This window comes from Mycobacterium sp. PS03-16 (genome assembly GCF_004570325.1).
Taxonomy (GTDB): domain Bacteria; phylum Actinomycetota; class Actinomycetes; order Mycobacteriales; family Mycobacteriaceae; genus Mycobacterium.
On the sequence record NZ_SPQO01000016.1, the window covers coordinates 25512 to 41008 of the forward strand.

General features: G+C 71.1%; 13 protein-coding genes. 3 read left to right on the forward strand and 10 right to left on the reverse strand.

The annotated features are described in order from the left end of the window. Positions 1–34: 34 nt before the first annotated feature. The 3 genes from E4P42_RS15065 to E4P42_RS15075 all read left to right on the forward strand — a co-directional run bounded on the left by E4P42_RS15065 (position 35) and on the right by E4P42_RS15075 (position 3092). Positions 35–1564, forward strand: coding sequence for an HNH endonuclease signature motif containing protein (locus tag E4P42_RS15065; protein ID WP_135126880.1), 1530 nt, complete (start codon positions 35–37; stop codon positions 1562–1564). Between the two features lie 68 nt (positions 1565–1632). Then, on the forward strand, positions 1633–2022 hold the full coding sequence (locus E4P42_RS15070) for a VOC family protein (RefSeq protein ID WP_135126881.1): 390 nt from the start codon (positions 1633–1635) through the stop codon (positions 2020–2022). Beyond that, positions 2022–3092 (forward strand): dihydrodipicolinate reductase, encoded by a 1071-nt coding sequence (locus E4P42_RS15075; RefSeq protein WP_135126882.1) that lies wholly within the window; start codon positions 2022–2024, stop codon positions 3090–3092. Before E4P42_RS15070 ends, E4P42_RS15075 begins: the two co-directional genes overlap by 1 nt. A 6-nt stretch (positions 3093–3098) precedes the next feature. On the opposite strand, the gene E4P42_RS15080 is transcribed toward E4P42_RS15075, so the two are convergent. The 10 genes from E4P42_RS15080 to E4P42_RS15125 form a co-directional block, all read right to left on the reverse strand. Then, positions 3099–3584, reverse strand: a complete 486-nt coding sequence (locus E4P42_RS15080; protein WP_135126883.1) for an RrF2 family transcriptional regulator — start codon at positions 3582–3584, stop codon at positions 3099–3101. Positions 3585–3593: 9 nt separating this feature from the next. Continuing rightward, the gene (locus E4P42_RS15085) at positions 3594–4193 is read right to left on the reverse strand and encodes a cysteine hydrolase family protein (RefSeq protein WP_135126884.1); all 600 of its coding nucleotides are present in this window, start codon (positions 4191–4193) and stop codon (positions 3594–3596) included. Between the two features lie 14 nt (positions 4194–4207). After that, positions 4208–4936, reverse strand: coding sequence for a 3'(2'),5'-bisphosphate nucleotidase CysQ (locus E4P42_RS15090; RefSeq protein WP_135126885.1), 729 nt, complete (start codon positions 4934–4936; stop codon positions 4208–4210). Further along, entirely contained in the window at positions 4933–6789 is a 1857-nt protein-coding gene (gene cysN / locus E4P42_RS15095; protein ID WP_135126886.1) for a sulfate adenylyltransferase subunit CysN, read from the reverse strand. Before cysN ends, E4P42_RS15090 begins: the two co-directional genes overlap by 4 nt. Position 6790: 1 nt before the next feature. Next, on the reverse strand, positions 6791–7720 hold the full coding sequence (cysD, locus tag E4P42_RS15100) for a sulfate adenylyltransferase subunit CysD (protein WP_135126887.1): 930 nt from the start codon (positions 7718–7720) through the stop codon (positions 6791–6793). A gap of 280 nt (positions 7721–8000) precedes the next feature. Next, positions 8001–9875, reverse strand: a complete 1875-nt coding sequence (locus E4P42_RS15105; RefSeq protein ID WP_135126953.1) for a glycosyltransferase family 39 protein — start codon at positions 9873–9875, stop codon at positions 8001–8003. A 28-nt stretch (positions 9876–9903) separates the two neighbouring features. Beyond that, positions 9904–11178: a bifunctional glycosyltransferase family 2/GtrA family protein gene (locus E4P42_RS15110; RefSeq protein WP_167759494.1), complete on the reverse strand. Its 1275-nt coding sequence runs from the start codon at positions 11176–11178 to the stop codon at positions 9904–9906. 47 nt (positions 11179–11225) lie between these two features. Then, complete coding sequence (locus E4P42_RS15115; RefSeq protein ID WP_135126889.1) at positions 11226–13109, reverse strand: glycosyltransferase family 39 protein; 1884 nt, start codon at positions 13107–13109, stop codon at positions 11226–11228. 22 nt (positions 13110–13131) lie between these two features. Beyond that, positions 13132–14730, reverse strand: a complete 1599-nt coding sequence (locus E4P42_RS15120) for a cell wall metabolism sensor histidine kinase WalK (protein ID WP_135126890.1) — start codon at positions 14728–14730, stop codon at positions 13132–13134. Continuing rightward, positions 14705–15409: a response regulator transcription factor gene (locus E4P42_RS15125; protein WP_167759498.1), complete on the reverse strand. Its 705-nt coding sequence runs from the start codon at positions 15407–15409 to the stop codon at positions 14705–14707. Before E4P42_RS15125 ends, E4P42_RS15120 begins: the two co-directional genes overlap by 26 nt. Between the last annotated feature and the right edge of the window lie 88 nt (positions 15410–15497).

The window sequence follows — 15497 nt, forward strand, 5'->3', positions numbered from 1 at the left end:
CGGGTTGTCGGGGGGTGGATTTAAGATCGAAAGTATGTTCGGTCAGGGTCCTCTCGACTTGGGGTTCGAGCGGCGCTGCCCGGCGGTGACGCCGGAATCGGCGGCGCTGGTCGAGCAGATCGCGGCCGCCGCGCGGCGCGAGAATCGGGAGGCCGCGGCCCGGTTGACCGCGATCGCCGACCTGTTCGCCCTGCGCTCCGCCACCGCCGGCCCTGACGCCGAACGCCATGTGGTGGACACGGTGAGCGCGGTGGCCGCCGAAGTCGCCGCCGCGTTGAACATCACCCACCTGGCCGCGTCGGCGCAGGTCGGGTTGGCCAAAGACCTGCGCGACCGCCTGCCGCTGGTGGCCGCGGTGTTCGCCGCCGGCGACATCACCGAGCGCGTGGTCGAAACGCTGGTGCATCGCACCGCGTTGGTGGTCGATCTGGGGGTGTTGGCCCGCATCGACGCCCAACTGGCCGCCGCGGCGGCCCGGTTGCCGGGGATGTCGTACCGGGCGCTACTCACCTACGTCGACCGGATCGTGGGCCGCCTGGATCCCGATGGGGTGCGGCGCCGCAAGAGTTACGCCGACAAACGCGAAGTCTGGGTCAGCGACCAGCTCGGCGGGATGAGCCTGTTCGGCGGCATGGTCGCCTCACCCACCGCGCACGCCTGGCTGGACCGGCTCACCGCGCTGGCGGGCACGGTGTGTGACCGCGATCCCCGCACCCTCGAGCAGCGCCGCGCCGATGCGATGGCGGCGATGACCCTCGGCGCCGACCGGATGGCCTGCCACTGCCAACGCCCTGACTGCCCTGCCCGCGAGGCCACCGCCGCACCGGTGGTGCTGCACCTCATCACCGACACCATCGCCGTTAATGGTGGTGGGACAGATGCAAACCCCGCCGCTTCGGCGGAACCGGCGGCCGGCATGGGGGTGCTGCTGGGGGCCGACGGGTTGTTGCCACCGGAGGTGGTGGCCGACCTCGCCGCCCACGCCACCATCCGCCCCGTCGTGTTCCCCGGCGACGCCCCACCCGAAGCCGGCTACACACCCAGCACCGCGCTGGCGGAGTACGTCCGCTGCCGGGATCTGACGTGCCGGTTCCCGGGCTGCAAGCAGCCCGCCGTGAGCGCCGATATCGACCACACCATCCCGCACGCCGCCGGGGGGCCCACCCAGGCCGCCAACCTGAAATGCCTGTGCCGGGCCCATCACCTGCTCAAAACGTTCGGCGGCTGGACCGACCAACAACTCCCCGACGGCACCGTCATCTGGACCTCGCCGGCCGGGGACACCTACCTCACCACCCCCGGCTCCGCCCTCATCTTCCCCACCCTGTGCGCGCCCACCGCGCCCGCGACCCGCCGCACCCCGCCGACACCCCCGGTAGCCGGTACTGACCGCCTGGCCAAAGCACCGCAACGCCGCCGCACCCGCGCCGAACACCGCGCCGCAGCCATCGCCGCCGAACGCGCCCACAACCACCAGGCCCGCATCCAGCGCCGGCAACGCATCCACCCCTACTTCCAACCCACCCCACCAGCCGACCCCGGCGACGACCCACCACCCTTCTGAGATCTGCGGTGGTCGTGTGCTGGCACATCCTTGTGCCGGCGTGATCTTGGCTGCTTGACTGAAGCGATATGGCCATCACGTTCAATCACACGATCGTCGCAGCCCGGGACCGGCAGCAGTCGGCCGATTTCTTCACCGAACTGTTCGGGTTGCCTGCCGCCCGCGAGTTCGGTCCCTTCCTCGCCGTCGAGCTCAATCACGGTGTGTCCCTGGACTACGCGCAGGTGGATGCCGCGGAGGACATCCGACCGCAGCACTATGCGTTCCTGGTGTCCGAGGACGAATTCGACGCCATTTACGGGCGCATCCGCGACCGCGCGCTCCAGCACTGGGCGGACCCGCACGGTCAGCACCCCGGCGAGATCAACCATCACGACGGCGGCCGCGGCGTCTACTTCCAGGACCCGGCCGGCCACTACCTCGAGATCATCACCAGACCGTACGGATCGGGCAGCTGATGGCCGGGCTGCGCGTCGTCCAATGGGGCACCGGCGCGGTGGGCAGAGAGATCCTCGCGACCGTCCTCGACCACCGCAGCGATCTCGAGGTCGTCGGCGTCAAGGTGTACTCCGACACCAAGGATGGCGTCGACGCCGGCGCACTGGTCGACCGTCCACCCATCGGAGTGGCCGCCACCACCGACACCGCGGCCATCCTGGCTCTTGGCGCCGACTGCGTCATCTACACCCCGCGCCTCACCGACCTCGATGAGGTGTGCGCAATCCTGGCGAGCGGCACCAACATCGTCACCACGGCGTTCCTCTTCCACCCCGACCGCCAACCCGCCGAGGTCAGGAGCCGCCTCGCCGACGCCTGCCGACAGGGCCGAAGCACGTTGCACGGCAGCGGGATCAACCCGGGCAACCTGTCGGGCGTGCTGCCGCTCGCGCTGTCGGGAATGAGCCGCACCATCGACAAGGTCACCCTGCAGGAGCGCGCCGACTGGTCGGTCTACGACAGCACCGCGATCACGTTCGACAACATGTCCTTCGGCCGGCCCGTCGATGAGATCAGCCCCACCGCAACCGAGTTCCTCGCCTTCAACAGCGGTATCTTCGCCGAGGAGGTGTGGCTGCTGGCCGACGCGCTGCACGCCGGCATCGACGAGGTGACGGCATCCGTCGAGGCCGTCGCCGCCGAACAGGACCACGAGATCTTCGACCACACCCTGCGCGCGGGCACCACCGCCGGCCAGCGCTGGAACTGGGCGGGCCGCCGAAACGGCGAACCGCTCGTGGAGATCGAGACGCTGTGGACGGTCGGCAACGAATACCCGTCGCACTGGCCCACCCCGCGCCACGGCTGGACGCTGACCATCGAGGGCGATCCGTCGATGCAAGCGCACTTCATCGCGCTGGCCAGCTTCAGTCGCACGGCCAGCATGGCCGAACACGTGAATGCCGCGAACATCGCCACCGGCATGCAGGTCCTCAACGCCGTGCCCGCAGTGTGCGCGGCCGAACCGGGCTTCGCCACCATGGCGACGTTGCCGCTGATCCGCAGCGCGGTCGGCTTCGGCAACGCCTGAAACGACCTACCCCGCGCCGCGGCTACGGTGGCCCCGCTTGTCCTCCTGGTCGAGGTAGTCACCCGCCAGCGCTGAGACGTGCACCGGCAGCGCCCCCGCGGCCACATCGGCGAGGCTCGTCTGTTCGAGCACCGACCGCATGCTGGCCCGTAGCGCCCGCCACACGTCGGTCAGCGCCGCTGTCGGGCCTGAATACGGCAGGTCCCCCAGCCCGATGTCGCGCACGCTGGCCAGCGGGCCGTCGATACAGCGCAGCACGTCGGCGATGCTGATCTCGCGCGCCGGCCGCGCCAGCTCGTACCCGCCGTCGCGGCCGCGCTGGCTGCGCACCAGCCGATCGGTGCGCAGGTCCGACAGGATGTCGACGAGGAACTGCGCGGGGATGCCCTGCGCCTTGGCCAGATCGTCGGTCTTCACCAGCACACCGTCGTCGACGGTGGCCAGTTGCACCATGGCCCGGACGGCGTACTCCGCCTTGGCCGACATCCGCATGATGCCAATCTAGTCCGGGATGTCCTGCGATCCGGGAACCACCACGGCGAAGAGATCGGCCATCGCCGCCAGGCTGGCCGCCTGCATCGCCGCCGCCGACACGCTTTCGTCGCTGTCGAGGGCCGGCAGTGCGCGGGTGGCCGTCGCCGAGGCCACCACGGTGGGCGCATAGCCGAGGTTGAAGGCGCCGCGCGCGGTCGAGTTCACGCACATGTGGGTCATGAAGCCGGCGAGCACCAGGTTCGACGCGCCGACGGCCTTGAGCCGGTCGTCGAGGTCGGTCTGCACGAACGAGTTCGGGAACTGCTTGACCACCACGGGCTCCCCCTCGCGCGGCGCAACCGCGGGCACGATCGCCCCGGTCTCCCCGTCGATGTCGTAGAGGGAGTCCGGCCCGTCGGAGTGCTGGATGTGGATGATCGGGATGCCCGCGCTGCGCGCCCGGTCCAGCAGCGCGGCGGCCTCGTCGAGGGCCGCCTCGACTCCGTCGAGCTCCATCACGCCTTTGGTGTAAGTGTTCTGGCAGTCGATCAGCACCAGCGTCGACGAGGACAGGTTGACCGGCTGCTGCGGCAGATCGGCCAGGACGCGAAGGGTCGGGTTCGGCACGCGGATGAGCGTACTCAACGTGTGACGGCCAGCACCGCCTCGGCCAGTTCCGGCCGGCACACCACCAGGTCCGGCAGCTTGGGATCCTCGGCGTTGTAGACCAGCGGCGAGCCGTCGATCCGCGAGCAGTGCAGGCCGGCCGCGCGCGCCACCGCCACCGGCGCCGCCGAATCCCATTCGTACTGCCCGCCGGCGTGAACGTACACGTCGGCCACCCCCTGCACGATCGAGGCCACCTTCGCGCCGGCCGAGCCCATCTCGACCAGCGTGCCGCCCAGCGCGTCGCGGACCGCCAGCGCGATGGCCGGCGGACGCGTCCGCGACACCACGACGCGCGGCGCGTCGGGCACCGGCCTCGGGGGCGCGACGTCCGGGGTGGCCAGCGTGGTGTTCTGCGCCGGCAGCGCCACGGCCCCGGCGACCAGCTCGCCGGCCGCCCAGAGCGCCACGTGCACGGCCCAGTCCTCGCGGCCCAGCTCGGAGAACTCGCGGGTGCCGTCGAGCGGGTCGACGATCCACACCCGCTGCGCGCGCAACCGCACGGGGTCGTCGGCGCCCTCCTCCGACAGGACCGCGTCACCCGGACGCGCCGACGCCAGCTCGGCCATCAGGAAGTCGTGAGAACGCTTGTCGCCCGCAGCCTTCCGTTCCTCGACCGTCGCACCGGCGAACTCGGCTCGCACATCGAGCAGCAGGTCGCCCGCCCTGGTGGCCAGCCGCGCGGCGAGTTCGTGGTCGTTCATCGGCGACTGTCGAGCAGGTCGATCACCTGCTGCGCCAGGTCGTCGACGCTGCGGTCAGGGGTCAGGCGCAGATCGGGGTTGCGGGGCCGCTGGTAGGGGCTGTCGATCCCGGTGAAGTGCGTGATCTCGCCGGCGCGCGCCTTGGCGTAGAGCCCCTTGGGATCCCGCCTCTCGCAGTCCTCGATCGGGGTGTCGCAGAAGACCTCGAAGAAATCGAAGTCCTGTTCGGCGTGCACCCGGCGGGCCAGGTCGCGGTGCTCGGTGAGCGGGCTGATCGCCGGCACCAGCACGGTGAGCCCCGAATCGGCCATCAGCGTCGCGATGTAGGCCAGTCGGCGCAGGTTCTCCGCGCGATCGGCCATCGAGAAGCCGAGGTCGGCGTTGAGCCCGTGACGCAGGTTGTCCCCGTCGAGAACGTATGCGGGGCAACCCCGTTCGAGCAGCTTCTGCTCCACGCGCATCGCCACCGACGACTTCCCGGAGCCGGACAGGCCGGTGAACCACACGGTGCGGCCCTTGGACAGCCGGTCTTCGGCGCACACCAGCGACTGGTGCCGCACGGTGTTCGGGCTGGCGGTGCGGTTGGCCACCGGGGTGGTGTCGCGGACCATGCCCGCGGCGACGGTGCCGTTGGTGTCGGGGTCGATCAGGATGAACGACCCGGTCGAGGCGTTGCGTGAGTACTCGTCGAGCAGCAGCGGCTGCTGGGTGCGCAGCGTGACCCGGCCCAGCTCGTTGAGTTTGAGCGCGGTCGCCGACTTGTCGCGGTGCAGGGTGTTGACGTCGAGCCGGTAGTCCAGCGCCGCCACCCGGGCCCTGGTGGTCCTCGTGGTGTGCTTGACCAGGTACTCGCGGCCGGGTTCCAGCGCGGATCCGTCGGCCATCCAGCACACCATGGCGTCGAACTCCGTCGACACGTGCGGCTGGTTGTTGACCCGGGCGATGACGTCGCCGCGCGAGATGTCGATGTCGTCGGCGAGGCTGACCGACACCGCCATCGGCGGGAACGCCTCGGTCACCGGGCCGGTCGGCGAGTCGATCGCGGTGATCGTGCTGTTCTTACCGCTGGGCAGCACGACGACCTCGTCGCCGACGCGCATGACGCCACTGGACACCGTGCCGGCGTAGCTGCGGTGGTCGGCGTGGTCGCGGGTCTGCGGGCGGATCACGTACTGGACGGGGAACCGCACGTCGACCAGGTTGCGGTCACCGGCGATGTAGACGTCCTCGAGATGGCTGAGCAGCGCGGGGCCGTCGTACCACGGCGCCTTGTCGGACTTGGTGACGACGTTGTCGCCCAGCAGCGCCGACATCGGGATCGTCGTGACGTCGTGGATGTCCAGCCGCGCGGCGAAGGCGTGGAACTCGTCGCGGATGTCGTTGAACTTCTGCTCGTCCCAGTCGATCAGGTCCATCTTGTTCACCGCGAGCACGATGTGCTGCACACCGAGCAGCGAGGCCAGGAACGCGTGCCTGCGCGACTGCTCGAGGAGTCCGTGGCGGGCGTCGACCAGCACGATGGCCAGCTGCGCGGTCGAGGTGCCGGTGACCATGTTGCGCGTGTACTGGATGTGGCCGGGGGTGTCGGCGATGATGAATTTCCGCTTGGCCGTGGCGAAGTAGCGGTAGGCGACGTCGATCGTGATGCCCTGCTCACGCTCGGAGCGCAGCCCGTCGGTGACCAGGGCGAGGTCGGTGTAGTCGTTACCGCGTTCCTTGGAGGTGCGCTCGACGGCGGCGAGCTGGTCCTCCATGACGGCCTTCGAGTCGTACAGCAGCCGGCCGATCAGCGTGGACTTGCCGTCGTCCACCGATCCGGCGGTGGCGATCCTGAGAAGCGTCGTCTCGGTCATGTCAGAAGTACCCCTCGCGCTTGCGGTCTTCCATCCCGGCCTCGGAGATGCGGTCGTCGGCGCGGGTGGCGCCGCGTTCGGTCAGGCGCGAGACCGCGGTCTCGGCGATGATGTCCTCAACGGTCGCGGCGGTCGATTCCACGCAGCCGGTGCAGGTGACGTCGCCGACGGTGCGGAATCGCACGCTGGTCTCGAAGACCTCTTCACCGTCGCGGGGCTGCATGTACGGGTGGACCGCGAGCAGCATGCCGTCGCGCTGGAACACCGGCCGGGTGTGGGCGTAGTAAATCGCGGGCAGCGTGATGTTCTCCGCGCCGATGTAGGCCCAGATGTCGTACTCGGTCCAGTTCGACAGCGGGAACACCCGGATGTGCTCGCCCTTGCGGTGCCGGCCGTTGTAGATGTTCCACAGCTCGGGGCGCTGCGCCTTCGGGTCCCACTGGCCGAATTCGTCGCGAAAGCTGAACACCCGCTCCTTGGCGCGGGCCTTCTCCTCGTCGCGGCGGGCCCCGCCGAAGGCGGCGTCGAACTTGTTCTCGCGGATCGCGCGCAGCAGCGTGACCGTCTGCAGCGGGTTGCGCGACGGGCCGTTGTCCACCACCCGGCCGGCGTCGATGTCGTCCTGCACCGACGCGACGACCAGGCGCACGCCGTTCTCGGCAACCAGCCGGTCGCGCGTGGAGATGACCTCGTCGAAGTTGTGGCCGGTGTCGACGTGCATGACCGGGAACGGCAGCCGGGCGGGCGCGAACGCCTTGATCGCCAGGTGCAGCATCACGATCGAGTCCTTGCCGCCCGAGAACAGCAGCACCGGCCGTTCGAACTCGGCGGCGACCTCGCGGATGATGTGGATCGCCTCCGCCTCGAGCGAGCGCAGATGGCTCAGCTCGTACTGGCCGGGCTCCGGGACGGATACCTGAGCGGCTGTCATCGATTCCCCATAAAGTTGGTAGAACTTGCCAGATTTACTGCCTTTAGTGGGAAAGGTAGCGGCGGGCGGCTCCGGCTGTCAATCGAGCGGTCGACGACCGGGACAGCAGCGCAGCGGCGACGACCGGACGGATCTGCGGTCGACACTGAAGCCACGCAGCACCGCTCTCGAACTTTCGCTGCGTGTGTTCAGTCTGGCGACGCGGTTGCTGCACGCGCCGATACGAGGAAGCGGCGACCGTCCCGCCCGGGGGTGGCGAGACGGCCGCCGCGGTCTGCGGTCAGCGCGAGTGCAGGTCGTAGACCGTCGTCCCGCCGACGTCGAGCGCGATGTAGTTCTGTTTCACCCACGCGGTGATGGCGGCCGCGGCGCCGCCGCGGTCGCCGGACGGACCCATGCGGTCACCGGCGATGAAGTAGCCGACCTGCCCGTCGGCGACGTACTGCTGGAACTGCGCAAGCGTCGGTGAGTCGTCCCCGCCGGTGAAGCCGCCGATCGCCATGATCGACACGCCGCTCTCCAGCTGCAGGCCAGCCGCGCCCATCGAGCCGACGGTGGCCGCCGCCCACCGGCTGTCGACACCGCTCACCAATTCCTGCAGGGCCGCATCGTCCCCGTCGCCGGGGCCCCGACCGCCGGGCCCACCCGGCGGCATCCCGCCGAAGCCGCCGTCGCGGGCCGGGCCCGACATCGTGCCGGGCCCCGCGGCCGGATGCGCGACGTTGTAGACCGCGAACGCCGCCGGTGCGGCCAGGCCCGCCAGGGCGGCGGCGATCACGACCGCCACCGTGGCCCGGCGCATCCGGCGCGCGCCGACGGCCAACACCACCGCCGAGACCAGCCCGGCCACCAGCACCACCCAGCGCAGCCACGGCAGCCAGTCCGGCGTCCGGTTGAGCAGAACGAACGCCCAGCCGCCCGTCGCGGCCAGCATCGCGGCCAGCAGCAGGCGGGGCGCCGTGAAGCGCCGGCCGCGCCACAGCTCGGCGACCGTGATGCCGACCAGCGCCGCGACCGCAGGCGCCAGCGCGACGGTGTAGTAGGGGTGGATGGTGCCGTCCATGAAGCTGAACACCGCACCGGTGACCAGCAGCCATCCACCCCACATCAACAGACCGGCCCGCACTGCATCGGTGCGCACGGCGCGCCGGGTGAACCAGATCCCCGCGGCCAGGCCGAGCAGCGCCGCGGGCAGCAGCCACGACGCCTCCACCCCCATCGACGCCCCGAACAGCCGGCCGACCCCCGGGTCGCCGCCGAAGAACAGATTGGCGCCACCCGGGCCGCCGCCCGGTCCACCGCCGCCGCCCGGCCCCTGCGAACCGCCGGCGATGCGCTGGATCCCGTTGTAGCCCAGCGCGAGTTGCAGCAGGCTGTTGTCGGTCGACCCGCCGATGTAGGGCCGGGAGTCCGCCGGCCACAGCTCGACCAGCGCGATGTACCACCCGGCGGCGACCACCATCGTCACCGCACCCACGGCGAGGGTGCCGATCCGGCGCCACAGGCTCACCGGCGCGGCGACAAGGAACGCCAGCGCGAGTCCCGGCATCACGAGGAACGCCTGCAGCATCTTGGTCAGGAACGCGAACCCCAGCGCGCAGCCGACCACCACCATCCACCGGGTGCTCGCCGTCTCGATGGCTCGCACCATGGCGTAGGCCGCGACGAGCAGCAACAGCACCAGCAGCGCATCCGGGTTGTTGAACCGGAACATCAACGCCGCCACCGGAGTGGTGGCCAGCACGGCCCCCGCGATGAGCCCGGCGGCCGGGCCGCTGACCCGTCGCACCGCGGCGAACAGCACGCCGACCGACGCGACGCCCAGCAGTGCCTGAGGCAGCAGCATCGTGAACGCACTGAAGCCGAACAGCCTGGCGGACAACACCATCAGCCACAGCGAGGCCGGCGGCTTGTCGACGGTGATCGCGTTGCCGGGGTCCAGCGACCCGAACAGCCAGGCCGTCCAGTTGTGCGTCCCGGCCTGCACGGCGGCCGCGTAGTACTCGTTGGCCCAGCCCGAGGAACCCAGGCCCCACAGGTAGAGCACGGCGGTGGCGGCCAGCAGCGCCGCCAGGGCGGGACGCTCCCAGCGGGGCCTTGCGGGGGCCATGGGGTCGGGGGCGGCCAGCGGCCGCGCGTCGGCGGTCAGGGTCATCGTCATCCTCGTCGTCACAGGGGCAGGGTCAGTGGGTGCGCCGGGGGTGGAACACCCAGCCGCGCAGGAGTAGGAAGCGCATGACGGTGGCGGCCAGATTGGCCGCGACCAGCACGCCGAGTTCGACGCCGCGGTCCGGTACGGCGGCGACGGCGTGCAGCACGGCCAGCGAGCCGCTGGTGATGCCCAACGCGATCGCGAACACGATGAGGCCCTCCAGATGGTGGCGGGCCACCCGGGCGCGCCCGGCGACACCGAAGGTGAAGCGCCGGTTGGCCGCCGTGTTGCCGATCGCTGTCACCAGCAGCGCCACCAGGTTCGCCGGCTGCGCGCCGAGCCAGTCGCGGGTCAGCAGGAACAGCATCAGGTACGCGAGGGTGGACACCACGCCGACAGCGCCGAACCGCACGACCTGGCGCAACAGCGAGCGCGGCCCGGCCGCCGCCCGTGACGGCGTGAGTTGTGCGGCGATCAGGTGTACCGGGATCGAACCGTCGGCGAAACCCCGCAGCATCCGGCCGATCCCTTTCAGGTCTGCGACCGCGGTGGCGACGATGTCGACCCGGCTGTCCGGGTCGTCGACCCAATCGACGGGCACCTCGTGGATGCGCAGGCCGCTGCGCTCGGCGAGCACCAGCAGCTCGGTGTCGAAGAACCAGCCGGTGTCGGCGACGTAGGGCAGCAGCCGGCGCGCGACGTCGGCGCGGATCGCCTTGAACCCACACTGGGCGTCGGAGAACCGGGCTGCCAGCGTAGATTTCAGGATGAGGTTGTAACAACGGGAGATGATCTCGCGCTTCGGTCCGCGCACGACGCGTGAGCCGCGCCCGAGGCGGGTGCCGATCGCGAGGTCGGAGTGCCCGGAGATCAGCGGCGCCACCAGCGGCGCCAGGCCGGCCAGTTCGGTGGACAGGTCGACGTCCATGTAGGCCAGCACCGGAGCGTCCGACTCGGACCACACCGCGTGCAGGGCGCGGCCCCGGCCCTTCTGTTCCAGCCGCACGACGCGCACGTCAGGCAGCGCGGCCGCGAGGTCGGCGGCGATCCGTGGCGTGGCGTCGACGCTGGCGTTATCGGCGATCGTGATCCGCGCCCGGAACGGGAAGTGCGCGCGCAGATGACTGTGCAACCGGTGTACCGAGCCGGCCAGCGCGGCTTCCTCGTTGTAGACCGGCACGACCACATCGAGGACCGGCACGCCCGCATCGCGGGCGTACTCCGCGGCGTCCGGCCGCGGCTCGAAGGGCAACGGGTAAGCCCGGTCGGTGGCGGGATCCACGGCGATGTCTGTCATGACGACCATGGTGGTGGCGCTGCTTGTGCCGGCGATGGGTCGTGGCTATGCGTCAGCTATGAGTCACCAGCGGTGAGGTCGTAGATCGTCACGTCACCGAAATCCACTGCTGGGTAATGACTTTCCACCCACTCGGTGATATCCGCGGCGGCGCGGCTGCCGGTCCGGGCGTCGTCGCCCAGGCGCCCCAGGGTGCCCGCGATGAAGTAGTGGACGTCGTCGTCGGCAACGTACCGCTGGAACTGTTCGAGGGTCGGCGACGGGTCCGTGCCATTGAACCCGCCGAGCGCCATCACCGGTGCGCCGGTGGCCAACTGATAGCCGGCGGCGTTGTTGGAGCCGACCACGGCCGCGGCCCAGCGGTAGCGTGCGGCATCCGCGCTCAGCGCCGCGACGACGGCCGGCCCGGGGTCCGGGGCGTCCAGCAGGCCACCGGGCCCGGCGAAACCGCCACCGGGCCCGCGCGCGAAGCCGACCGACGGAATCGCGCCGCGGTGCGGTGTGGCGGCGGTGGCGACCGAATACGCGGCCGGCGCCGCCAGACACACGACGACGGCCAGCGCCGCGACCACCCGGGCCACCCCGTCCCCCAACCGCCCGGCGACCACGAGCAGCACCGCCGTCCCCACTCCCCCGACCGCGACCGCCGCACGCAGCCACGGCAGCCAATTCACGTTGCGCGCCAGCAGCACCGCGGCCAGGATCGCGGTGGTCAGCACGATGCCGGCCAGCGCCACGGCACACCGAGGTCGGGACCTGCTGTGCCACAGCAGATCAGCACCGATACCGACGACCGCGCCGATGGCGGGGGCCAGCGCGACGGTGTAGTAGGAGTGCACGATGCCGTTGGCGAAGCTGAACACCAGCGCGGTGACCAGCAGCCAGCCACCCCAGCTGATCAGCGCGGCGCGGGTGACGTCGGTGCGTGGCGCCCGGCGGGTGAGCAGCAACCCGGCGCCCAGACAGACCAGTGCGGCGGGCAGCAGCCAGGCGATGTCGAGGCCCATCCCGGACCCGAGCAGTCGGCCGATGCCGACGTCGTGGTTCAGGTTGCCCAGCCCGCCGGTCTCCGCACCGGTGAGCCGGCCGACACCGTTGTAGCCCAGCGCCAGCTCGATGATGCTGTCGTGCTGCGAGCCGCCGATATACGGGCGGGCGTCGGCCGGCCACAACTCGGCCAGCACCAGATACCAGCCGCCGGCGGCGACCATCGCGGCCGCGGCGCCGAGCAGGTCGGCCAGTCGTCGGCCCACCGGGCGTCGGCCGGTGAGCAGGTAGGCGGCGGCGAAGCCGGGCAGCACCAGCAGCGCCTGCAGCATCTTGGCCAGGAAGCCGAACCCCACCGCCACTCCGGCGCCGACCAGCCACCACCGGCTGCCGTCCTTCTCGCAGGCGCGCTGCACGCAGTACCCGGCGAACACGAGCAGCAGCACCAGCAGCGCATCCGGGTTGTTGAACCGGAACATCAACGCCGCCACCGGGGTGGCCGCCAGCACGGCGCCGGCCAGCAGTGCCGCACCCGGTCCACTCACCCGGCGCACCGCCGCGTAGAGGACCGCGACCGCGGCGACACCCATGAGCGCCTGCGGGACCAGGATGCTCCACGAACTGAGCCCGAACATTCGCACCGAGAGGTCCATCACCCACATCGCCGCCGGCGTCTTGTCGACCGTGATCGCGTTGGCGGCGTCGCTGGACCCGAACAGCATGGCCGTCCAGTTCTGGCTCCCGGCCTGCACGGCCGCGGAGTAGAACGCGTTCGCCCATCCGCTCGCCGAGAGATTCCACAGGTACAGCACCGCGGTGGCGGCCAGGAGCGCGGCGAACGCGAACCGGTGCGGGCGGGCCGGAACTCGGGTGAGCGCAGCGCCTCTCGCGCGATTTGACGGCACGTCCCTCCCGGTTGCGGGGGCCTGCCGGCGGGGAAGGGTCAGGGTCATCCCGCCATGGTCGCGGGCCGCGCTAGGCCGGTGATGGGTCGTGGCTGTGTGCGGGCTGTGTGCCGGCGGGCAGGGCGACGACGAACTCGGTCCGGCCAGGGGCGCTGTGCACTTCGATGGTGCCGCGGTGGGCCTTGACGACCGCGGCGACGATGGCCAGCCCCAGCCCGGTGCTGCCGCCACGGCGCGACCGGGACGAGTCGCCGCGGGCGAACCGCTCGAACACCTCACCCTGCAGCCAGCGCGGGATGCCCGGGCCGTCGTCGGTGACCGTGAGCACCGCGCCGCCGTCGGAAGCAGGAGCCAGCGCCGTGGTCACGGTGGTGCCGGGCGGGGTGTGCACGCGGGCATTGGCGAGCAGGTTGGCCAGCACCTGGTGCAGGCGGGCCTCGTCACCGGCGACCACCACCGGCTCCTCGGGCAGGTCCAGAGACCACGCATGGTCCGGCCCGGCGGCGTGGGCGTCGCTGACGGCGTCGACCACCAGCCGCGACAGGTCGACCGGTTCGCGCTGCAACGGCCGGCCGGTGTCGAGGCGGGCCAGCAGCAGCATGTCCTCGACCAGGTGCGTCATGCGTTCGGTCTCGGATTCCACCCGGCTCATGGCGTGCGCGACGTCGTCGGGCAGCACGTCGGATCTGCGTTGCGCCAGTTCGGTGTATCCACGGATGGCGGCCAGCGGGGTGCGCAGTTCGTGGCTGGCGTCGGCGACGAATTGACGTACCCGGGTCTCGCTGGCGTGCCGGGCGGTCAGGGCGCCGGCGATGCGGTCGAGCATCCGGTTGAGCGACGAGCCGAGCTGACCGACCTCGGTGTGGGCGGCCGCCGGGTCGACCTCGACGATGGGGCTGGGCAGCCGCACCTCGCCGCGGTCGAGTTCGAGGTCCGCCACCGTCCGCGCGGCGGCCGACACTCGCGACAACGGTTCGAGCTGCCTGCGGATGATCACCACCCCGGCCGTCGTGGCGCCGATCAGCGCGATCGCCCCGACCACGCAGAAGATCAGCAGCACGGTCAGCAGGGTGTCGTCGACGTCCGAGAGGGGCAGGCCGGTGACGATGGTCTCGCCCGGCCCGCGGGCGGGCAGGGCGACGACGCGGTAGCGGCCGAGTCCGTCGAGCTCGACGGTCCGGGGCGGTGCGTCGGCCGGCACGGTGGCCAGCTGTGCGGCGGCGGTCGCGCTGATCTGCTCGCGGGTGCCGTCGGCGGTGATCAGCCCGGCGTCGGCCGCGGTACCGCGGGTGACGATCGCTCCGACGGTGCCGACGGCCTGCCCGGGGGCGTTGAGGAACGCCGGCCCGGGCCCCGGGTCGCGGATCACCATGCGGTGGGGGTAGTCCGGCGGCGGAAATCCCGGTGCGGGCAGCATCATCGGCGGGCCCGCAGGTGGCGGACCGAGCATGAACAGGCCGGCCGACCGGCGGCCGGTCTCGGCGAGCTGGTTGTCGAGCTGATGGGTCAGGAACCGCTGCAGGGCGAATTCTGTGCCGATGCCCACCGCGGCGCACACCACGGCGAGCAGCGCGATCTGGGTGACCAGCAGCCGTGCCCGCAGCGACCACGTCCGCGGAGCACGCAGCCGGGCCCGGCCGGGCTCAGCGGGCGGCCGGTTTGAGGACATAGCCCGCGCCGCGCAGCGTGTGGATCATCGGATCGCGCCCGCTGTCGATCTTCTTGCGCAGGTAGGAAACGTAGAGCTCGACGATGTTGGAACGGCCGCCGAAGTCGTAACTCCACACCCGGTCGAGGATCTGCGCCTTGCTCAGCACCCGCTTGGCGTTGCGCATCATGAAGCGCAGCAGCTCGAACTCGGTGGCCGTGAGCGTGATCTGGTCTCCGGCGCGGGTCACCTCGTGACTGTCCTCGTCGAGCACCAGATCCCCGACGACGATCTTCGCGCCGCCGGTCTCGGTGACACCGGTGCGCCGCAGCAGGGCCCGCAGCCGCAGCACCACCTCCTCGAGCGAGAACGGCTTGGTGACGTAGTCGTCGCCGCCGGCGGTCAGCCCCGCGATGCGGTCCTCGACGGAGTCCTTCGCGGTCAACAGCAGCAGCGGCAGGCCGGGGATCTGCTCGCGCAGCCGGCGCAGCACGTCGAGGCCACTCATGTCGGGCAGCATCACATCGAGCACCACCACATCGGGCGGGGTCTCCCGCGCGGCCGCGATGGCCGTGGCGCCGTCACCAGCGGTGACGATGTCCCAGCCCTCGTAGCGCAGCGCCATCGAGACCAGTTCGGCGAGCACCGGCTCGTCGTCGACGACCAGCACGCGCACCGGATTGCCGTCCGCGCGGCGCAGCACGGACCGCTCCGTCTCGGACTGGTTCGGACTCATGGCATCCATTATTCGCGCGGCGATGGGCGATGCCTGTGCCGTTCCTATGCGC